This window comes from Pseudoalteromonas sp. AWH4_217 (genome assembly GCF_056161105.1).
In genome coordinates this window covers 191,186-211,049 of sequence record NZ_JBSWYM010000002.1, presented here as the reverse complement: position 1 = coordinate 211,049, position 19,864 = coordinate 191,186, and the positions used below count along the sequence as shown (strand labels likewise).

18 protein-coding genes are annotated in these 19,864 nt (G+C 49.3%); 12 read left to right on the top strand and 6 right to left on the bottom strand.

The features are described from left to right. Nucleotides 1–10: 10 nt before the first annotated feature. The 8 genes from rpoD to ACXAH1_RS02645 all read left to right on the top strand — a co-directional run bounded on the left by rpoD (nt 11) and on the right by ACXAH1_RS02645 (nt 9,333). Nucleotides 11–1,855, top strand: a complete 1,845-nt coding sequence (rpoD, locus tag ACXAH1_RS02680) for an RNA polymerase sigma factor RpoD (protein WP_138544547.1) — start codon at nt 11–13, stop codon at nt 1,853–1,855. Between the two features lie 90 nt (nt 1,856–1,945). Next, entirely contained in the window at nt 1,946–2,818 is an 873-nt protein-coding gene (prmA, locus tag ACXAH1_RS02675; RefSeq protein ID WP_475193538.1) for a 50S ribosomal protein L11 methyltransferase, read from the top strand. A gap of 242 nt (nt 2,819–3,060) precedes the next feature. Then, nucleotides 3,061–4,032: a tRNA dihydrouridine synthase DusB gene (gene dusB / locus ACXAH1_RS02670; RefSeq protein WP_138544549.1), complete on the top strand. Its 972-nt coding sequence runs from the start codon at nt 3,061–3,063 to the stop codon at nt 4,030–4,032. A gap of 15 nt (nt 4,033–4,047) precedes the next feature. Beyond that, on the top strand, nt 4,048–4,338 hold the full coding sequence (gene fis, locus ACXAH1_RS02665) for a DNA-binding transcriptional regulator Fis (RefSeq protein WP_010374122.1): 291 nt from the start codon (nt 4,048–4,050) through the stop codon (nt 4,336–4,338). Between the two features lie 238 nt (nt 4,339–4,576). Further along, nucleotides 4,577–6,163: a bifunctional phosphoribosylaminoimidazolecarboxamide formyltransferase/IMP cyclohydrolase gene (gene purH / locus ACXAH1_RS02660; protein WP_475193534.1), complete on the top strand. Its 1,587-nt coding sequence runs from the start codon at nt 4,577–4,579 to the stop codon at nt 6,161–6,163. 103 nt (nt 6,164–6,266) lie between these two features. Continuing rightward, nucleotides 6,267–7,091: a class I SAM-dependent methyltransferase gene (locus ACXAH1_RS02655; RefSeq protein WP_475193532.1), complete on the top strand. Its 825-nt coding sequence runs from the start codon at nt 6,267–6,269 to the stop codon at nt 7,089–7,091. Between the two features lie 15 nt (nt 7,092–7,106). Continuing rightward, nucleotides 7,107–8,390, top strand: a complete 1,284-nt coding sequence (purD, locus tag ACXAH1_RS02650) for a phosphoribosylamine--glycine ligase (protein WP_475193530.1) — start codon at nt 7,107–7,109, stop codon at nt 8,388–8,390. 115 nt (nt 8,391–8,505) lie between these two features. Then, nucleotides 8,506–9,333, top strand: a complete 828-nt coding sequence (locus ACXAH1_RS02645; protein WP_054014409.1) for a DUF2797 domain-containing protein — start codon at nt 8,506–8,508, stop codon at nt 9,331–9,333. A 15-nt stretch (nt 9,334–9,348) separates the two neighbouring features. On the opposite strand, the gene ACXAH1_RS02640 is transcribed toward ACXAH1_RS02645, so the two are convergent. Then, nucleotides 9,349–11,901, bottom strand: a complete 2,553-nt coding sequence (locus ACXAH1_RS02640) for an EAL domain-containing protein (RefSeq protein WP_475193526.1) — start codon at nt 11,899–11,901, stop codon at nt 9,349–9,351. A gap of 76 nt (nt 11,902–11,977) precedes the next feature. Between ACXAH1_RS02640 and ACXAH1_RS02635 the strand changes: the two genes are divergently transcribed. Beyond that, complete coding sequence (locus ACXAH1_RS02635) at nt 11,978–12,271, top strand: DUF4144 family protein (RefSeq protein ID WP_475193523.1); 294 nt, start codon at nt 11,978–11,980, stop codon at nt 12,269–12,271. A gap of 11 nt (nt 12,272–12,282) precedes the next feature. Here ACXAH1_RS02635 and ACXAH1_RS02630 read toward each other — a convergent pair whose 3' ends face one another. The 5 genes from ACXAH1_RS02630 to ACXAH1_RS02610 all read right to left on the bottom strand — a co-directional run bounded on the left by ACXAH1_RS02630 (nt 12,283) and on the right by ACXAH1_RS02610 (nt 16,802). After that, nucleotides 12,283–13,200, bottom strand: a complete 918-nt coding sequence (locus ACXAH1_RS02630; protein WP_475193521.1) for a histone deacetylase family protein — start codon at nt 13,198–13,200, stop codon at nt 12,283–12,285. 89 nt (nt 13,201–13,289) lie between these two features. Then, nucleotides 13,290–14,819 (bottom strand): serine hydrolase, encoded by a 1,530-nt coding sequence (locus tag ACXAH1_RS02625; protein ID WP_475193818.1) that lies wholly within the window; start codon nt 14,817–14,819, stop codon nt 13,290–13,292. A 69-nt stretch (nt 14,820–14,888) separates the two neighbouring features. Next, nucleotides 14,889–15,386 carry a gamma-glutamylcyclotransferase family protein gene (locus ACXAH1_RS02620; protein WP_475193519.1) on the bottom strand — a complete coding sequence of 166 codons (498 nt, stop codon included), beginning with the start codon at nt 15,384–15,386 and terminating at the stop codon, nt 14,889–14,891. 14 nt (nt 15,387–15,400) lie between these two features. Next, the gene (locus tag ACXAH1_RS02615; protein ID WP_475193518.1) at nt 15,401–16,024 is read right to left on the bottom strand and encodes a LysE family transporter; all 624 of its coding nucleotides are present in this window, start codon (nt 16,022–16,024) and stop codon (nt 15,401–15,403) included. Then, a complete protein-coding gene (locus ACXAH1_RS02610) occupies nt 16,005–16,802 on the bottom strand; it encodes a hypothetical protein (protein ID WP_475193515.1) in 798 nt (265 codons plus the stop codon). The genes ACXAH1_RS02615 and ACXAH1_RS02610 overlap by 20 nt, the downstream gene beginning before the upstream one ends. 139 nt (nt 16,803–16,941) lie before the next feature. Here ACXAH1_RS02610 and ACXAH1_RS02605 point away from each other — a divergent pair, with 139 nt between their 5' ends. The 3 genes from ACXAH1_RS02605 to ACXAH1_RS02595 all read left to right on the top strand — a co-directional run bounded on the left by ACXAH1_RS02605 (nt 16,942) and on the right by ACXAH1_RS02595 (nt 19,824). Then, nucleotides 16,942–17,274 (top strand): 5-carboxymethyl-2-hydroxymuconate Delta-isomerase, encoded by a 333-nt coding sequence (locus ACXAH1_RS02605; RefSeq protein WP_475193514.1) that lies wholly within the window; start codon nt 16,942–16,944, stop codon nt 17,272–17,274. An 81-nt stretch (nt 17,275–17,355) separates the two neighbouring features. Continuing rightward, nucleotides 17,356–18,066 (top strand): pseudouridine synthase, encoded by a 711-nt coding sequence (locus tag ACXAH1_RS02600; RefSeq protein WP_475193512.1) that lies wholly within the window; start codon nt 17,356–17,358, stop codon nt 18,064–18,066. A gap of 126 nt (nt 18,067–18,192) precedes the next feature. Beyond that, nucleotides 18,193–19,824, top strand: a complete 1,632-nt coding sequence (locus tag ACXAH1_RS02595) for a methyl-accepting chemotaxis protein (protein WP_475193510.1) — start codon at nt 18,193–18,195, stop codon at nt 19,822–19,824. The last annotated feature ends 40 nt before the right edge of the window (nt 19,825–19,864 follow it).

The window sequence follows — 19,864 nt, the reverse complement described above, 5'->3', positions numbered from 1 at the left end:
AATAATCTCTATGGATCAATCTCCTCAGTCACAACTCAAACTTCTGATTCAGAAAGGTAAAGAGCAAGGTTACTTAACTTTTGCAGAAGTTAACGATCATCTTCCACAAGACATCATAGATTCGGATCAAGTAGAAGATATCATTAGCATGATCAATGATATGGGTATCCAGGTAGCAGAATCTGCACCGGACGCCGATGAACTGATGATGCAGGAAACCACGACCGACGAGGATGCAGCCGAAGCAGCGGCTGCCGCATTGGCAACGGTAGAAAAAGAAATCGGCAGAACCACAGATCCCGTACGCATGTACATGCGCGAAATGGGCACGGTTGAGCTGCTGACACGTGAGGGCGAGATCCAAATCGCTAAGCGTATTGAAGAAGGGATTAACCAGGTACAGATCTCTGTTGCCGAATATCCCGAAGCAATTACCTACCTGCTTGAACAATGGGACAAATACGAAGCCGAAGAGATGCGCTTAAGCGACATCGTTTCTGGTTTCTTTGACTCGTTAGAAGACGATGAAGCCCCGATTTCAGCAACACACATCGGTTCAGAGCTAAGTGAAGAAGACTTAGACGATGAAGACGATGATGGTGATGAAGACGACGACGATTCAGAAGATGCAGATACAGGCCCGGATCCTGAAATTGCACGCGAGCACTTCGAAGAATTAAGAACCCTATACAACAACGCACGTAAGTGTTTTGAAGTAAAAGGTCGTGCACACCCAGATTCTCAAGCGGCCATCGCCGAGATTGGCGAGCTGTTCCGTAAGTTCAAGCTGGTTCCAAAACAGTTTGACCGCATGGTAAATAACATGCGCGACATGATGGATCGCGTTCGTGTACAAGAACGTATCATCATGAAGCAAGCCGTTCAGATTGCAAAGCTGCCGAAGAAAACCTTCATCAAGCACTTTGCTAATAATGAAACAGACATGGCCTGGGTGGATGCAGAAATTGCAGCAGGTGACAAACATTCAGCTAAACTGGCAGACGTTAAGCCAGAGATCGAACGCTGTGTCAACAAGTTAACTGCCATTGAAGAAAGCACTGGCCTGAGCATTGAGCGTATTAAAGACATCAACCGTCGTATGAGTATAGGTGAGGCGAAAGCCCGCCGTGCGAAAAAAGAGATGGTTGAAGCCAACTTACGTCTGGTTATCTCCATTGCCAAAAAGTACACCAACCGTGGCCTGCAATTCTTGGATCTGATCCAGGAAGGTAACATAGGTCTGATGAAAGCGGTTGATAAATTCGAATACCGCCGTGGTTACAAGTTCTCGACTTATGCAACCTGGTGGATCCGTCAGGCAATTACCCGCTCAATTGCGGATCAGGCGCGTACTATCCGTATTCCGGTACACATGATTGAAACGATCAACAAGTTGAATCGTATCTCTCGTCAGATGCTACAGGAAATGGGTCGTGAACCCAGCCCGGAAGAGCTGGCAGAGCGCATGATGATGCCAGAAGATAAGATCCGTAAAGTGCTGAAAATTGCCAAAGAGCCTATCTCCATGGAAACACCTATCGGTGATGATGAAGATTCGCATCTGGGTGATTTCATTGAAGACACGACGATTGAGTCGCCAGTGGATTCAGCCACAATGGAAAGCTTACGTGGTGCCACCAATGAAGTACTTGCTGGCCTGACGGCACGTGAGGCCAAGGTACTACGTATGCGTTTCGGTATCGACATGAACACCGACCATACTCTGGAAGAAGTAGGTAAGCAGTTTGACGTGACACGTGAACGTATCCGTCAGATTGAAGCGAAGGCTTTGCGTAAGCTGCGCCACCCTTCACGCTCTGACTTACTTAAGAGCTTCCTGGATGTAAAAGGCTAAACGCTCATTCAGAATCATTAAAGGCCGCATTTGCGGCCTTTTTAGTTTACTCTGGGATCGATAGACCCAATTTAGAAATAGGTAAGAACTATGGCTTGGATCCAGATCCGCATTGATGCCGATAAAACCAGTGCCGACCATTACAGCGATCTGTTGATGGAAATCGGCTGCCCGTCTGTCACCTATATTGACGGACAAGATAACCCCATATACGAGCCTAAGCCTGGTGAAGTCCTGTTATGGCCACAGACCATAGTCATTGGTTTGTTTGAAGCGAATCACGATATGCAGGCTGTGGTTGATTATTTAAAAACAGCCAGTGATCATCCACTCAAATACAAGCTGGAACAGCTCGAAGACAAAGACTGGGAACGAGAGTGGATGGATAACTTCCACCCCATTAAATTTGGTGAGCGCTTGTGGATCTGTCCTAGCTGGCGCGATGTGCCGGATCCGGACGCTGTCAATGTGCTACTCGACCCAGGCCTCGCCTTCGGTACAGGTACCCATGCCACCACAGCGTTATGTCTGAAATGGCTGGAGCAACAGGACCTCAGTGGTAAAACCGTGGTAGACTTTGGTTGTGGTTCAGGGATCCTGGGGATCGCAGCGATCAAATTGGGCGCAGAACGGGTGATCGGCATCGACATCGATCCACAGGCTTTGGTTGCAAGCCGAGACAATGCTGCACGCAATGGCGTAGCCGATCAGCTGGAAGTGTACTTACCTGAGAACCAACCCGAGTTTTCTGCGGATATTGTAGTCGCAAATATCCTGGCACAGCCGCTCAGAGAGCTCCATGAGGTGATCCTCGGATTCCTCAAACCCGACGGTGAAATTGCCATGTCAGGCATTCTGGAAGAACAGGCGCAATCGGTTGCCGATGTCTATGCCCCTTTCCTTGCACTTGACGCCATTGCTCAGGAAGGTGAATGGACCCGAGTGAGCGGAAAAAAAGGTTAGTGCCTTATCACGCGTAAAGCCCTTAGTTAACAGGCTTTACGCATTTTTTACAGTGCTCCCTTCACCTCATCAAAATGAAAAGCGGTTAATTTTAAAGCAATTCTGACCTTCAGTCAGTTTGTTATAAAAAGTCAACCCGTCAAGCTCAAAAAAAAAGCACTTATGTTCAATTTATAGCCTTTGATTTTTGCAAAAAAAACCGTAAACTTAGCGCCCCTTGAAAAGAGGCGGATTGAACTGCAGTGCGTATTGGTCCTTACCAACTTGAAAACAACTTAATGGTCGCGCCAATGGCGGGGATCACCGACAGACCTTTCAGACAATTATGTCGGCGCTTAGGTGCTGGACTGGCGGTGTCAGAAATGTTGTCTTCAAATCCTAAGGTATGGAAAACCGATAAGTCGATGAACCGCATGGATCACAGTGGTGAGTCGGGTATTCGTTCTGTGCAAATTGCCGGGGCAGATCCCGAGTTGATGGCACAGGCCGCACAGTTCAATGTCAGCAATGGCGCGCAGATCATAGATATCAATATGGGCTGCCCCGCTAAGAAAGTGAATAAAAAGCTGGCAGGCTCAGCATTATTGCAATATCCGGAACTGGTGGAAGAGATAGTCCAGGCTGTGGTCAACGCAGTCGATGTCCCGGTCACCCTGAAAATTCGCACAGGATGGGATCCGGAAAATCGCAATGGAATTGAGATTGCCCGCATTGCCGAGCGTAATGGCATAGCTTCTTTAGCCGTACATGGACGCACTCGTGCATGTATGTATAAAGGCGAAGCCGAGTATGCCACGATCAAAGCGATCAAGGCGGCGGTTGGCATTCCTGTTGTGGCCAATGGAGATATAGATTCTCCACAAAAAGCCAAACAGGTGCTGGAATTTACGGGCGCAGATGCCATCATGATTGGTCGAGCAGCCCAAGGTCGTCCCTGGATTTTCCGGGAGATAGACCATTACTTGCGTACTGGAGAAACGCTTGCAGCCCCGGAGTTATCCGAGGTTCGCAGTATTTTGATGGAGCACTTAGTGAACCTTCATCAATTCTACGGTATGCCAATGGGTGTACGCATCGCACGCAAACATGTGTCCTGGTATTTGCAGGCCCATGACCAAGAAGGTCAATTTAGGCGAGTATTCAATGCTCTGGACGATGCCACTGAGCAGGTCGAGACATTAGAACACTATTTTGAAACACTAGCAGCTAACTAAGAAAGAGACATAAAGATGTTCGAACAAAATGTGACTTCTCCATTTATCACTAACGCTCATGTTCAGTCACAAGAGAAACCGCAACCACTTCGCGATGCAGTGAAAAAAGCTGTACACCACTACCTGAAACAGCTTAACGGTCAGGACGTACAAGACGTTTATGAGTTGGTTCTTTCTGAGCTTGAAGCACCACTACTTGAAGAAGTAATGACTTACACCCGTGGTAACCAGACTCGTGCTGCGATCTTACTGGGTATCAACCGTGGTACGCTACGTAAGAAACTGAAAAAGTACGGCATGAACTAATCAGTTCCTGTCAGAACTGAAAAAAGCACCTGTGGGTGCTTTTTTTGTTTCCCCGCTCTCTGGCAGATTATTGCTGCAAACAAAACACTTACCTGCAACTAAAGACACACAGCGAAAAGCAACTCTGTTTTTCTCAATCTCACTCACGCATTTTCAATCGTTTTCTGAGCCAAGTTAGGCTAAAATACAGCACTTCTAAGCTAGCCCTTAACTTATCATTGAGGAAACCTGAACCATCATGGATATACATCGTCCAATTCGTCGCGCGCTGCTGAGCGTGTCTGACAAAACCGGTATCGTTGAATTTGCCCGAGCTCTGAGCGAGCAAGGCGTTGAACTCCTGTCAACTGGCGGCACCTGTAAACTCATTGCCGAGAACGGCATTCCTGTTACTGAAGTATCTGACCACACCGGTCACCCGGAAATCATGGACGGCCGGGTCAAAACCCTACACCCGAAAATCCACGGTGGTATTTTGGCTCGTCGCGGCCAGGACGAAGGCGTGATGGCAGAAAACAACATCTCAGCCATTGATATGGTCGTAGTCAACTTATACCCCTTTGCACAAACCGTTGCAAAAGCTGACTGCTCTTTGGAAGATGCCATTGAGAACATCGACATCGGCGGACCGACTATGGTGCGTGCTGCTGCGAAGAACCACAAAGATGTGACCATTGTTGTGAATGCAGCTGACTATGATCGTGTTATCAACGAGATGAAAGCGAATAATGGCTCAACTGAGTACAAGACGCGCTTTGACCTGGCGATTGCAGCTTATGAGCACACAGCGCAGTATGACGGTATGATCGCGAACTACTTCGGTAAAATGGTCCCAGACTATACCGAAGAGGCTGCTGAAGACTCTAAGTTCCCGCGCACCATCAATATGCAGTTCACCAAGAAGCAGGATATGCGCTACGGTGAAAACTCGCATCAGGATGCGGCCTTCTACGTTGAAAATGACATTGAAGAAGCATCAGTGGCAACTGCGAAACAGATTCAGGGTAAAGCACTGTCTTACAACAACATCGCGGATACCGATGCCGCCCTTGAGTGTGTTAAGAGCTTCTCAGAACCAGCTTGTGTGATCGTTAAACACGCCAACCCGTGTGGCGTGGCAGAAGATAAAGACATTCTGAGCGCCTATGACCGCGCTTTCAAAACCGATCCAACGTCTGCATTTGGTGGCATCATTGCTTTCAACCGTGAACTGGATGCTGACACGGCAGAAGCCATCATCTCACGTCAGTTCGTTGAGGTGATCATCGCGCCAAAAATCTCTGATGCGGCAGCACAAATTGTGGCAGCGAAGAAGAATGTGCGTTTGCTGGAGTGTGGTGAGTGGCAAATTGCAACAACCGGTGTCGACATCAAGCGTGTGAATGGTGGTGTCCTGATCCAGGACCGCGATCAGGGTATGGTTCAGGCGAGCGATTTAAAGGTCGTCTCTAAGCGCCAACCAACCGAGCAAGAGCTGAAAGATCTGATGTTCTGCTGGAAAGTAGCCAAGTTCGTTAAGTCGAATGCAATCGTCTATGCACGCGACGGCATGACCATAGGTGTGGGTGCCGGCCAAATGAGCCGTGTGTACTCAGCGAAGATCGCAGGTATCAAAGCCGCAGATGAAAATCTGGAAGTCAAAGGCTCTGTCATGGCCTCTGACGCCTTCTTCCCATTCCGCGATGGCATCGACGCTGCAGCCGAAGCTGGGATCACTGCGGTGATCCAGCCTGGCGGCTCAATGCGCGATGAAGAAGTCATTGCCGCTGCCGACGAAGCGGGCATGGCGATGGTCTTCACCGGCATGCGTCACTTCCGTCACTAATCGATAAGCGCGAAACCTTCACCGTTTCGCGCTTTTTGTTTGCGCTAATTTCCAGTATTGTGATTCACAGACAATCACAATAATGACAGTGAAGGAACTGACTATGAAATTTGCCATTAAATCTATCATCGCAGCAGGTATTCTGACCGCCCTGAGCGGCTGTAACAGCACGACTGACAGCGGCGTATCCAGCAAGATCACCTCTGCCGTTGCAAACGCAGAACGCAAAGCGGATAACCGTGCTCGAGATCAGTATCGTAATCCGGAGCAAACACTGGCGTTTTTTGGCCTTCAGCCAAACATGACCGTGGTTGAAATCGCTCCTGGCGGTGGCTGGTATAGCGAAATTCTGGCACCCGTTGTTAAAGGTCAGGGGACGCTCTATGCGGCACATTTCCCGGCGAACAGTGAAGGCTACTTCAAGCGCTCACTGGATGGCTTTAAACAAAAAGTGGCAGAAGATACACGCTTCAGTGAAGTCAAAATTACCGAGTTTGCACCAGGCACGCACACCAATATTGCGCCTGCGGGCAGCGCCGATATGGTCCTGACTTTCCGTAACGTGCACAACTGGTATATGCGTCAGGGCGACGAAGGTGTGCTGTCGGCATTTCAGTCATTTAACAAAGCACTGAAGCCAGGTGGCATTCTGGGTGTGGTAGAACACCGCTTACCTGAACACCGTGATGATAAAGATCAGAAACGTTCTGGTTATATGAAGCAAAGCTATGTCGTCGACCTTGCTAAACAAGCTGGATTCGAATTAGTTGCAAGCAGTGAAATCAACGCCAACCCGTTGGACAGTGCCAACCACCCGAAAGGCGTGTGGACTTTACCACCACGTTTAGCTTTGGGTGATGAAAAGGCCGAGCAGTACAAGGCCATCGGGGAAAGCGATCGAATGACCCTGAAATTCAAAAAGCTTTAATAGGAATCAATTGCCATGAATATACTCGTCATTGGCAGCGGTGGCCGTGAACACGCTCTGGCGTTCAAGGCTGCACAAAACCCATCTGTAAAAACTGTCTTTGTTGCCCCTGGCAACGCAGGCACGGCGCTTGAGCCAAAACTGCAAAATGTCGCCATTGGTGTGGAAGACATCGATGCACTATTGGCTTTTGCCAAAGAGAATAAGGTCGAGCTGACCATTGTTGGCCCTGAAGCGCCACTGGTGATCGGCGTAGTAGACCGCTTCCGTGAAGCTGGCCTGGCTATTTTCGGTCCGACGCAGGGCGCAGCTCAGCTGGAAGGCTCTAAGTCATTTACTAAGGACTTTTTGGCTCGCCATCAGATCCCGACTGCGGCCTATCAGACCTTTGAAGAAATAGAGCCAGCGCTAGCTTACGTGAAAGCACAAGGCGCGCCCATCGTAGTAAAAGCAGATGGTCTGGCTGCCGGTAAAGGCGTGATCGTGGCAATGACCGAAGCGGAAGCGGAAGACGCTATTCGCGATATGCTGGCGGGTAATGCCTTTGGTGACGCCGGTAGCCGCGTGGTGATTGAGGAGTTCCTTGAAGGTGAGGAAGCCTCGTTCATCGTGATGGTCGATGGTAAGAACGTTTTGCCATTCGCCACCAGTCAGGACCACAAGCGCGCTTACAATGGCGATGAAGGCCCGAACACAGGTGGCATGGGTGCCTACTCTCCTGCCCCGGTTGTGACCGCAGATATCCACCAGCGCATTATGGATGAAGTGATCACCCCGACCGTGGAAGGTATGGCGGCAGAAGGCCACCCTTACACCGGCTTTTTGTATGCCGGCCTGATGATTGCCGCAGACGGTACGCCGAAGGTGATTGAGTACAACTGTCGCTTTGGTGATCCTGAAACGCAACCTATCATGCTACGTTTGCAATCTGATCTGGTTACACTGATTGAAGCGGCCAACCGCCAGGAGCTGGATCAGACTGACATTCAGTTTGATCCTCGCGCCGCTGTGGGTGTGGTGCTGGCAGCTAAGGGCTATCCTGGCAGCTACCCGAAGGGCGATGCCATCTCTGGACTGCGTGTTACTTACCCGGAAGGTGAGAAAGTCTTCCATGCAGGTACCAAACAGGATGGTGACGCTGTGGTTACCGCGGGCGGGCGTGTATTGTGTGCCACTGCTTTAGGTCACACAGTAACAGAAGCGCAAAAACGCGCGTATGCACTGGTACAAGAGATTAACTGGGACGGTGTTGAATACCGAACCGATATCGCCTACCGCGCCATTGCCCGCGAGCAATAAGTTAAAAAACGCCAAACCGGGTCACTGACCCGGTTTTTTATTTTCCCGCCTTTGTTCACCTCTAGGTCGCGCTTTGCTAGGATCGCCTATTTCAACCATCTTTAGGGGCGTAAAGATGCAAGGTACTCTACGTAAGATGCAGGCACAATTGAATTGTGCATCAGCACCAACCATAAACTATCAGCTACCCGTAGGCGACGACCTGTTGCCATTGAACGACCTGATTGGCAAGCGTCTGACGCTCACCTTCAGCGGCAATATTTTCTGCTGTAACTGTGGCAAGAAAACCAAGAAAAGCTACTCACAGGGACACTGTTTTGTGTGCATGAAAAAGCTGGCCAGCTGCGACATGTGCATCATGAAGCCTGAAACCTGCCACTACGATCAGGGCACTTGCCGCGAACCTGAGTGGGGTGAAACCCATTGTATGATCCCCCACTACGTTTATCTGGCAAATACGTCCGGCCTTAAAGTCGGTATCACTCGTCATACCCAGATCCCAACCCGCTGGATCGATCAGGGTGCCACACAGGCTGTGCCCATCTTCAAAGTACAGACCCGCCTGCAATCTGGCTTAGTGGAAGTGGCATTGGCGGAATTTATTGCCGATAAAACCAACTGGCGCAACATGCTTAAGGGCATAAATCCTGAGCTGGACCTCAAAGCCTCAGCAGCAGAGCTGATCCCTCAGATCCAGACTAAGCTGGACGAGCTGGCCGAACTGTTTGGTGCCACGGCCATTGAGCGGCTGGATGAAGAAGTGGTAGACCTGAACTTCCCGGTTACCAGTTATCCAAGTAAAATCAGTTCCTTTAACTTTGATAAGGAGCCAGTTGTCAGCGGCACCTTACAAGGTATTAAAGGTCAGTACCTAATCTTTGACACAGGCGTCATCAATATTCGTAAGTTCACATCATACGAAGTCTCGGTAAGCCTGGACTAAATTATACGCGGCTGTTTAACGGCCGTTTACTAGGCGTTGCGGGGGCGCAAGCTCGCTTATGCCCCGCTCTGAGCGATAGAAGTTCAGCCAGTCTGACTGCGGCAACGGGCGGCAGTAGTGATATCCCTGCATGGTATGGCACCCCAGCTTTTGCAAAAACTTCTGCTGCACCGATTTTTCAACCCCTTCCGCCACTACATGTAAGTTCAGTGCTTTAGCCATCGCGACAATCGCTGTAACAATCTCGCTATTCCCATATTCATCGGGAATTTTGGCAATAAAACTGGCATCAATTTTCAGTATATCGATCGGCAGTTTGGTCAAATAGCTCAACGCCGAATAGCCGGTGCCAAAATCATCCAATGCAATCGAGACCCCCAGAGTTTTGAGCTTCTTCAGCATAACCTTGGCATCGTGCAGATTACTCACAAAACTGGTTTCGGTCAGTTCTAACTCCACATAGCGACCATCCAGGTTATGCTGCTCCAGCGCTTTGGCCATGGTCATCACCAAATCGCCCTGACTGAGATGGCTGGCGGAAATATTAATTGCAATGCGGCGTATATCCAGCCCTTCGTTCAACCATAACGCCATTTGCCGACAAGCTTCGTTAATCACCCATTGGTCCAGCTTGACAATTAAGCCCAGCTCTTCGGCCAGTGGAATAAACTGAGCAGGCGAGATAGTGCCCAGGTTTGGATCCTGCCAGCGCAGCAGGCACTCCACACTCATGATCCGACCACTGGTCAGACAGCGCAGTGGTTGATAATGCAGTTCAAACTCCCCCCCTTCCAGTGCACTTTGAAAACGGCTTAACATCGACAAACGTTCCAGCGAACGCGCATTCATTGACGCCTTGTATAACTGGAACGAATTGCGCCCCAGCTCTTTGGAGCGATACATTGCTACGTCCGCATGTTTGAGCAGACTCTCGCTGTCCAGGCCGTCTTCGGGATAGATTGCCGCACCTAAAGAGGCCGTAGCAGTGACGTTAAGCTCTCCAAGTGCAAAGGGCACACTGAGCTCACTTAGGATCTGATCAGCAAAATTAACGACATCTTCCATGTGCTCTACTTCCGTGAGTAACACCACGAACTCATCGCCACCGAGACGGGCAAGTGTATCCCCTTGTTTCAGGATAGCTTTGATCCGTTCACTCACCTGGCTGAGCAGCTTATCTCCGGCGCTGTGGCCTAGCGTGTCATTGACTTCTTTAAAGCGATCCAGATCGATGAACATGACGCTGAGTTTATGTTTATCGCGCTGTGCTGAGGCCAGAGCCATCGACAGTCTATCGTAAAATAAGCGCCGGTTAGGTAATCCGGTTAATTCGTCAAAATAAGCCAGCCGGGCAATTTTTTCCTCAGCATTTTTACGTTCAGTAATATCACTGAAAATGGCCGCATAAAGGACATCATCACTGTAGGGTTCATTGATCTCAATAATAGTCAGCCACTCAACGTAGACTTCACCACTTTTACGTTTATTGCAGATCTCTCCCTGCCAGACGCCCTTATTTCGCAACTCCTTCCACATCCGTTCATAGTAATCCTGACCATGTACTCCGGAGCTGAGAATACTGGGGTTTTTACCCAGCACTTCGTAATCCTGATACCCGGTTAACGCGCTAAACGCCGGATTTATCTGGATGATCTCACCATTGGCCCGGGTGATCATAATACCATCGAGCGATGCATCGATAATGCGATTGGCCAGATAGAGGTTTTTCTCCGACTTTTGCAGTGCCAAGTCACGCTGAGCCAGCACTTTTTCCAATTCACTGCAGTAAGCCGTTTCTATTTCTGTGAGCACATTTTTCAGTGCCAGTAAGCCCATCACCTGGTTAGACTCTGGCTCACGGATCACCAGATGACGAATAGAACGTGCTGTCATCAAACGATAAGCATCAAACAAGCTATCTTTGGGTGTCATGGACTCCATGGGGTAACTGGCCAGCTCCCAGCAAGGCATTCGCCAGTCCTGATTGAGGATCACATAGGCCACATCCCGTTGCGTGATAATGCCATATTCTGCCAGGGTCTGATGATAGACTAAAACGGCCGTGGTCTTGTCCCGGCGCATCGTATGAATGGCTTCAGAAATGCATGCTTGTGCATCCAAGGTGCTGATCTGTGACTCGAAATGATCTTCTATGGGGCGAAAGTGCAGATAGTGGTCTAGTCCCTGATTGCGTACAATGTCAGACAGAGAAACCACGCCCAACGGCCGGTTGTGTGCATCCTTCACCAGTAAATGGCGAATACCCAGTTGATGGAACTTGATGGTCGCTTCACTCAGCGTTTGACTGATCAGGATATCATGAACCGGAGAGTTCATTATATTGCCTATGGCGGTCTGTGCCAGACCATGGTGTTCGAAGTCCAGACTGACACAGTCTGACTCCGTCCAAATCCCGACGATTTTATCGTCCTGCGTAATGAATATCGAACTGACCCGCCGCTCTCGCATCAGGCTCAGCGCATCATACAGACACGTGGTGTAGTCACAACACAGCAGGTTATTTGAGTAAACATCTTTAATTTGCAGTTGACGTGTATCGCCCATCATAAGCACAGCCTCGCTTTCAGCCAATCTAATCGAGTATAATGGAGAGAATTTAAACAACCTTGACCAAGAACAAATAATGACAATAAAGTCTTACCCGTTCCTATTATGGTTAGACCAAAGTCTAGCTTATGTCAGCAATGAGAGTGAATTGACGGAAATGTGCCATTATTCGGGCCCTGACGAGGGGACCTGTATCTATCGTGATGGCCAGTATATGACTCGTTTCGGGGAGGCGATAGCGCCTCTGTCGGCCGATGCACTCACCCGATTAGTGCAACAAACCTTAGTACAGGAAGGCCAGTGTTGCGTCTCTAAACTCAGTGAATGCAGCGTCGAAGATGCCTTTAAACTGTTAGAGAATATTCGTTAACAGGATAAACCTCAGGCTTCTGCCAGTGCCCGAATATGACACTCGACACTGCGTCCCAGCGATGACAGATCATAGCCACCTTCCAGGTAGGAAATGATCCCCAGACATGACTGAGCTTTGGCAAAGGCAATCACTTGTTCGGTAAACCAGATATAGTCCTGCTCGACAAAGCTCAGGCCCCCCATATCGTCCTCAAGGTGGCCATCAAACCCGGCACTGATGAAAATCAGCTGAGGGGAAAATGTCTTGAGTCTGGGCAGCCATTGTTGCTCAACCAGAGCCCTAAAGTCACGCCCATCGCTGCCAGCTGGCAGCGGCGAATTTAACACTGAGTCAGTATTTTCAATCGCTGTATTCGGATAGAAGGGGTATTGAAACAAAGAGCAGAACAGCACCTGAGGATCATCGCGGACAATATCCTGCGTGCCATTGCCATGGTGCACATCGATGTCCAGCACCGCAATGCGCTCTACTCCTTGTTGCTTTGCATAAGCCACCGCAATGGCCAGATTATTGAATACACAGAACCCCGAAGAACTATGTTGGTTGGCATGATGGCCAGGTGGTCGAACAGCACAAAAAGCCGCATCCAGCTTACCCGCTAAGACCTCATCGACGGCCAGGATACCCGCGCCCACAGCCCGCTCGATGGCTTTCATTGAATCCGGACATAACCAGGTATCGCCATCGAGCTCTGCAAGACCTGACTCAGGCAATGCCTCATATACCCGAGAGATATGTCCCTGGTCATGCACTCGTGCAATATCTTCTAATGTCGCCCTGGGTGCCGTTTTATATTCAATAGCCACATCTAATCCGGAGGCCAGAATACGATCCGAGATGGCATCCAGACGCTCCGGGCATTCCGGATGGTCCGCAATCATTTTGTGTTTGCGGCAAAGAGGGTGAGTGATCAGCGCCGTACGCATAGCAAAACCAGTCCTTCGTGGAGTAATAGCCTAAGCCTAAGTGTATCAGAGCCAACTTGAGCAGACCCTGATACTTTGGTGTAACCTGCTTACTGTTCTGCTAACGGCTTAGCTTTAAGCTGCAAATTATGGAAATCAAAACTGAAATCCGTGATATCCGGATTTACCCAGGACATACTTGCCGCCTCAACCTGTTGCGATGAGGACAAGGTAAAGTGAATATAGGCATCTGCCTCCAGCATAGGTTGTTGCCACTTAACAACAAAGGTATTCCCCGTATGATGGACCAACTTTCCTTTGAGCATCGCGGTGTGGGTAAAGTCGATATACAACTGACCGTCGCGCTCTTCAACAATGACATCACCATACCAGGGGCTGCTCAGGGTGCCTGTATACATCTGATTGGCCAATGCCGGTTGCGGGTTGTCAACTTTTACTACGCCCGCCTCACTATAAGCTTCCTCGCGCTTTGCGTAATAACGCTCTGCGGTTTCTTTCACCCAGTCTCGCTCAGGCAGACCTAGTGCGTCTTCAAATACCTCATTTATAATAGCGGTCAGGGCGGGGTAAACTTGCTGATTTGATAACACTACTACGCCCAGCTCTTTGCCCGGTATCATCGCTACCTGGGAAACCATACCCAGGATCCCGCCGCCATGACCCACTTTCTTATGGCCAAAATAATCTTCAATGGCCCAGCCCAGGCCATAGCCTCTGAATTGTTGCTGGTAGTATTTTTTACCCTCTTTACTGGGCTTACGCATAATATGAGGCAACCACATCTGGGTTTGCTGTTCACTACTGAACAAGCGTTTACCTTCAGGTGTTTGTCCTTGTGATAATTGGGTCAGTAGCCAGCGGCTCATGTCATTTGCGCTGGATGCAATGGCGCCTGCACCACGGAAGTCTTCCAGATAATCGATGAAGAATGGCGTAAGTTGGTTATCCCAGTAAATGCTGCCCGTGGCCCAGTTGGTGTTTTGTGCCGGTATCCGTGAAAATCCGGCTTTAGAGGTATTCATGCCCAAAGGCTTAAACAGTCGTTGTTCAACAAATGTACGCCAATCCTGGCCGCTCACCCGGTGTACAACCTCTCCCGCCACGACAAACATCAGGTTATTGTAGGCATATTCACTGCGGAAACTGCTATTTGTCGGTAGATGCGCAATCCCCTCAAGCAGGTCTGACATGGTTTTGTCTGTATCCGGCCAAATCATCAAATCGCCGGATCCCTTCCCCAATCCGCTGCGATGACTTAGTAAATCGCGGATGGTCATTTCGCGCGTTGCATAGGGGTCGGCCAGACGAAACTCCGGGATATGATTAATAACTCTGTCATCCCAGTTCAGCTTGCCCTCATCCACCAGCATAGCCAGCGCCGCAGCAGTAAAAGCCTTACTGTTCGAAGCAATACCGAACAAGGTATTTGCGTCTACCTTATCCTGATGTGCAACATGGCGCACCCCAAACCCCTTAGCCAGTACCACTTCTGAGCGCTCAACCACTGCCAGTGCGATACCCGGAATATTAAATGTCTCCATCGCTTCGACGACCGCTCGTTCCACCTCTGCGACATTAACTTTGGGTGTGACCTGTCCGGCCAATACCGGGGTATGCATAACAGTCAACAGCGCTGCGGCGATAAGACCTCTGCCAAATTGGTACTTCATTTTTATTTTTCTTCCTTATTAATAAATAGACAATTCCCGCCGGGCCCTGTGATAGTCCAAATCCAGGATACAAGGCTGTCTGGATAACAGCTGCTGATATGATGCAGGAAACTGATGATATTGAACACCCCGAAGCACATGTTCCAGATACCAGGAAAACGGCAACAGGTCGTTGTGAAATTGTTTAGTAAGGTAGCAGTGCGCGGTGGTCTGAGTGCCACATTGACGGACCACATCAACACACTGGCGCGCATACCCCTCTCCTTCTATGCGGTCAAGCAGCGTCACTTCTTGTTCGGTCAACGCATACAGCACGCCATGGACACAAGCGTCACCGCTGTGATCCGGTTCAATGGAGCACTTTGCAGAGCCGTCCTGACCCCGATGACGAAAACCCAGGGTATAACCAGGTAACCAGGCTGTACCGAGTAACCTGGCTTGAGGCAAGCGCGCGTGCAGGCGCGCAGGTGTTAAATTTGAACCAAAAGCAAAATTCAGTATTTCTCTTGCTGCCATATGAACTCCCGGCGTTAAATAACCAATCTAAGTGCCAGCAAAAGTAAAACCACCCCTATTGCGCGATCAAACCAGTGTCCGGCACGCTGAAAAAAACCACGAACCCTGGCTTTACTCAACACCAGCGACAGCGATGAAAACCATAACCAGGTCGCGACAGCCATATATAATCCGTAAAAAAGTTGTACGGACTGCGGCGTGTCAGGATCTATCACCAGGGTAAACAAGGAGAGAAAGAATAAGGTGGCTTTGGGATTCAATGCGTTAACCAAAAATCCGCGACGAAGCGCCGAAAACGCGCTTTCCTGCACAAGCTGAGCGGCATCACTGTGCGGCGAAACCGGCGCAGCAGTTGCTCGTAATGCCTGAACTCCCATGTAGGCTAGGTATGCGCCTGCCACATATTTGAAGACATTAAATAACTCGGGAGACTGAGAGAGCAACAGCGCAACGCCCAGCAAGCAATAGGTGACATGCACCAGGATCCCCAGGCCAACACCCGCACTGGTCATCAACGCATTACGCCGGCCAAAGCTAATGCTCTGTTTCAACACTATCGCAAAATCCGGCCCGGGACTGGCCACCGCAAAAAAATGGGCCAGTGCAATCAGAACAAACTCATCCAGGTAAGGCGACACGACTGCGCTCCTCTAGCGCCAGTAAAACCGGATCTGGGGACGATTTTATGATCCCCTTTAACTGTTTCCGGGCTTTCTTATACAGACTTCTTAAATGCGGCTTCAGGTGTTTAGCCCCATTATATTCTGGTTTAAAGTAGCACACGAGCGCGTGCACAAATATGGTTTCGGCTTCACTGAGCGCAGCCTGACGATTCGCATAGGCGTTGTAACAAGAACCACACCCGCCCCTGAAATGATAAGCGCTGTTGCTTAACATCACACCAAAACCCATGAACACCGCCAGAACATCAGCGGCAACAGGCAAGTGTTCCTGACCACCCGGTGGTAACTTACCCACCTGGTGAATTAATATCATCGCCAGGGATCCCGCTAAACTCGCAACCATATCCTGTGGCTGATTAATCTGATTGGGGTTATACGACAACGCAATAGGCAATGCCGGCTGCTGTAACACAGATACCTGATCGCCGCGTAATCCCCCACTTAGGGTGAAACTGGGAAAACTCTGCTGCATCGGCATTTGCTGAGGTGGCAACAGTGCAATTGGCCAATGCTGCAACCCGGCATAATCACACACCCGAGCAAAAACGGTCTGGGCCATTTGCTCAACGCTGCTAACCTGATCCGGGAAATCCTGCACAGTAGGCTCAACAATGCGTGTGTGTTTGAGAAAGAAATCCACATCAAAGTGTTCCACCGCCCAGCCAAACAATGCGATTAACTGCTGAGCCTGAGCCTCATCCAGTAGCGGTTTAGATTTAAATATCGCCAGCATATTATCCTGTTATCCGTATAACTGCCTGCCATACCCAAGGCGCCTGTCAGGAATGCCTGATTGCCTGACTAATCACTTGGCAGTGCAAGAAAAGATTCATATCATATCGCCATATTAGCGATAATTATCATGTGATACCATGCCTCATCTCATCATTGAACATTCAGAGAACCTGAATATACCGATTGCTCAACTCGTTCAGGCTGTCCATCAGGGCGCAGAGCGCACGCAGCTGTTTGACCCTGCAACTATCAAAACCCGGGCCATTGCCTATGCCAATTACCAGTTGGGTGGGGCACATCAGGGCTTTATTCATGTTCAGGCGCATATCATTGCGGGGCGAAGCCTGGCACAGAAACAACTGCTGAGCGAAACAATTTTGCATGCGCTGTACAGTGTATGCGGTGATGAACCACTCAATCTCAGCGTGCATCCCTATGATTTGGAACCCGAGATCTACCGCAAGAACTAGCATATAATAGAGCGTTCCAGAGCTGATCTCAGCTCTCCCGCAGCAACTGGCGGGTCGTATCCAATTAACAGAGCAACTACTATGAAATTCCCCTGCCGTTTAGATAAGTTTGTCAGTCACACCAGTGAGCTGCCACGCAGTAAAGTCAAAATTGGGATCAAAAAAGGTCTGGCCGTTGTCAACGGCGAAAAAGTCAGCAAAGCCGACCATACAATCCAACAAAGTGATACAGTCGAGTGGGAGGGTGTAAAGCTGGTTTACCTGGGTAAACGTTACTATATGCTGAACAAACCGACCGGTTACGTATGTGCCAATCAGGACGACCTGCACCCCACCGTTTTTGAGCTTTTAGACGAGCCCAACTTAAAAGATTTTCATGTTGCAGGCAGACTGGACCTGGATACCACAGGGCTCGTTTTAATCACCAATGACGGCGACTGGTCACATCAAATCACCTCACCCAAAAAGCAAAAGTACAAAACTTACCTGGTTGAGACACAAGAGCAACTCACAGAAGAAGCACTCGAACAACTGCGCCAGGGCGTCGCACTGCACAACGAAAAAAACCTCACCCAGCCCGCCATAGCGGAGCAGCTGGATAAGTATGCGCTACGTTTATCCATCTGCGAGGGGAAATATCATCAGGTAAAACGCATGCTGGCGGCGGTGGGTAACAAGGTTGTTGAGCTGCACCGGGAAAATGTTGCTGGTATCGAACTGGATGCACAACTTGCCCCCGGAGAATACCGCTTACTCAGCGATATCGAGATTAACATAATTAATGCAAAGTAAACCGCTGTCATGCCCCACAATGAGGAAAAATCATCTAAAAACCAGCGAGCTTTGACGTTTTTCAGCTTTCCACAATACGGAATTCGTGTTAAATCATAAACTCAGGTTCTGCTACAGGGGCATCACGTGTTTTCATCACTTACGTTAAGAACAAAAATCATTTTATTTGCAGCCTCAATCTTTGTTGCGCTCATCTTAGTGGCAATCGTAGGGCTGCAATCCCTCAGGCATGCGAGCGAAATGGATAATATTGCGCGCATCAACCAGCTGATGAAAAGCACCGCAAACATTGTGCAACAGTTCGAAGGGTTTGTACGCAGCGGCGCATTGTCAGAAGAGCAAGCCAAAACGCTGGCATCTCAAATCCTGCGGGAAAATAAATACCACGATTCTGAATATGTCTATGTGGTAGATAATAAGCTTAATTTTATCGCCGCCCCACACGATCCGCATTTACACGACACCAGCTTTAACGATTTCAAAGATGCCAAAGGCAACAGTATTGGTCGCATGGTGGAACGTCTGGTTGGATCACAAACCAATCGTATCATTACCTATAACTGGACATCTGAGCGCAACGGCACCATTGCAGCCATGACCTCAGTAGTGCAAAAAACGCCTTTGTTTGGTTGGTATGTTGGCACCGGGATCAGCTATCAGGAAGTCGATGAACGATACTGGGATACCGCCAGCTGGCTTGCCTCATTGTCGCTTTTGATAGCCGTTGCACTCACTTTTGCTTTAACCCGGTTTGGTCTGTCACTGTCTAATAAGTTGGGTGCCGAACTGGACGATGTACTCGACATTGTTCAGGAAGTTTCTCGTGGTAACCTGACTTCAAAGATCCACAGCGATAACGCCAAACCTGACAGTATTCTGGCCGGGATGGAATACATGCAGGAAGGTCTGAAAGGAGTGGTCGGCGGACTTAAGTCGGTCAGTGATTCACTGAATGAGCAAAGCCACAATGGCGAAAAACGTTCTACCGAATTAGAGTCCCTGACCCGCAGTCTGAGTGAAGAGACCCAAATGGTCGCGTCAGCTATTACTGAGCTCACTGCTTCAGCACAAACCGTTGTTGAGCATGCTGAACAAGCAGCTGATTCTGTGCAACAGGCAGAAAGTCAAGGGCAAAGTGCTGATAAACTGACCACCAAAGCATCAGAGGCCATTGCACTGCTGGAACAACAGATTGATAGTGCCGGTAATAACATCCAGGTGCTCGATGAAGAAGTGAAAAACATTGCGAATGTACTGAGTGTGATCCAAAGCATTGCCGAGCAAACCAACTTACTGGCACTCAATGCGGCCATTGAAGCTGCACGTGCAGGTGAGCAAGGTCGCGGCTTCGCAGTCGTTGCTGACGAAGTGAGACAACTGGCTCAAAGGACACAAAGCAGTACAGAAGAAATTCATACCATGATCGGCAACCTTCAGTCAGCGACGCAAGAAGCAAAGGCGTCGGTCACGCTCAGTATTGCCACCAGTGAAAAAACCGTCACTATGTCTGGCGAAGCAAGTGAGGCACTGAAACGCGTTGCCGAATCGCTCAGCGCAATATCCCAGATGAGCTTTCAGATTGCACAGGCAGCCAAAGAGCAACTTGCAGCTGGAGAAGATACAGCTCACCGAGTCGTCACCATATCTGACACTGCCAGTCAGACAGCCCAGGTGTCTCATCATGCACACCAGGCAACCGACAGTATTACGGCATTGACGCACCAGCTGGAAAAAGAAATGGCAAAATTCAAAGTTTAGCTGATTTGATAATACCAAGATAATAAAGAAAAAATATTTT

Excerpts from the sequence above, each read along its gene's own strand:
- rpoD (WP_138544547.1), top strand. The coding sequence starts at position 11 with ATGGATCAATCTCCTCAGTCACAACTCAAACTTCTGATTCAGAAAGGT.
- prmA (WP_475193538.1), top strand. The coding sequence starts at position 1,946 with ATGGCTTGGATCCAGATCCGCATTGATGCCGATAAAACCAGTGCCGAC.
- fis (WP_010374122.1), top strand. The coding sequence starts at position 4,048 with ATGTTCGAACAAAATGTGACTTCTCCATTTATCACTAACGCTCATGTT.
- purH (WP_475193534.1), top strand. The coding sequence starts at position 4,577 with ATGGATATACATCGTCCAATTCGTCGCGCGCTGCTGAGCGTGTCTGAC.
- ACXAH1_RS02655 (WP_475193532.1), top strand. The coding sequence starts at position 6,267 with ATGAAATTTGCCATTAAATCTATCATCGCAGCAGGTATTCTGACCGCC.
- purD (WP_475193530.1), top strand. The coding sequence starts at position 7,107 with ATGAATATACTCGTCATTGGCAGCGGTGGCCGTGAACACGCTCTGGCG.
- ACXAH1_RS02645 (WP_054014409.1), top strand. The coding sequence starts at position 8,506 with ATGCAAGGTACTCTACGTAAGATGCAGGCACAATTGAATTGTGCATCA.
- ACXAH1_RS02640 (WP_475193526.1), bottom strand. The coding sequence starts at position 11,901 with ATGATGGGCGATACACGTCAACTGCAAATTAAAGATGTTTACTCAAAT.
- ACXAH1_RS02635 (WP_475193523.1), top strand. The coding sequence starts at position 11,978 with ATGACAATAAAGTCTTACCCGTTCCTATTATGGTTAGACCAAAGTCTA.
- ACXAH1_RS02630 (WP_475193521.1), bottom strand. The coding sequence starts at position 13,200 with ATGCGTACGGCGCTGATCACTCACCCTCTTTGCCGCAAACACAAAATG.
- ACXAH1_RS02625 (WP_475193818.1), bottom strand. The coding sequence starts at position 14,819 with ATGCATACCCCGGTATTGGCCGGACAGGTCACACCCAAAGTTAATGTC.
- ACXAH1_RS02620 (WP_475193519.1), bottom strand. The coding sequence starts at position 15,386 with ATGGCAGCAAGAGAAATACTGAATTTTGCTTTTGGTTCAAATTTAACA.
- ACXAH1_RS02610 (WP_475193515.1), bottom strand. The coding sequence starts at position 16,802 with ATGCTGGCGATATTTAAATCTAAACCGCTACTGGATGAGGCTCAGGCT.
- ACXAH1_RS02605 (WP_475193514.1), top strand. The coding sequence starts at position 16,942 with ATGCCTCATCTCATCATTGAACATTCAGAGAACCTGAATATACCGATT.
- ACXAH1_RS02600 (WP_475193512.1), top strand. The coding sequence starts at position 17,356 with ATGAAATTCCCCTGCCGTTTAGATAAGTTTGTCAGTCACACCAGTGAG.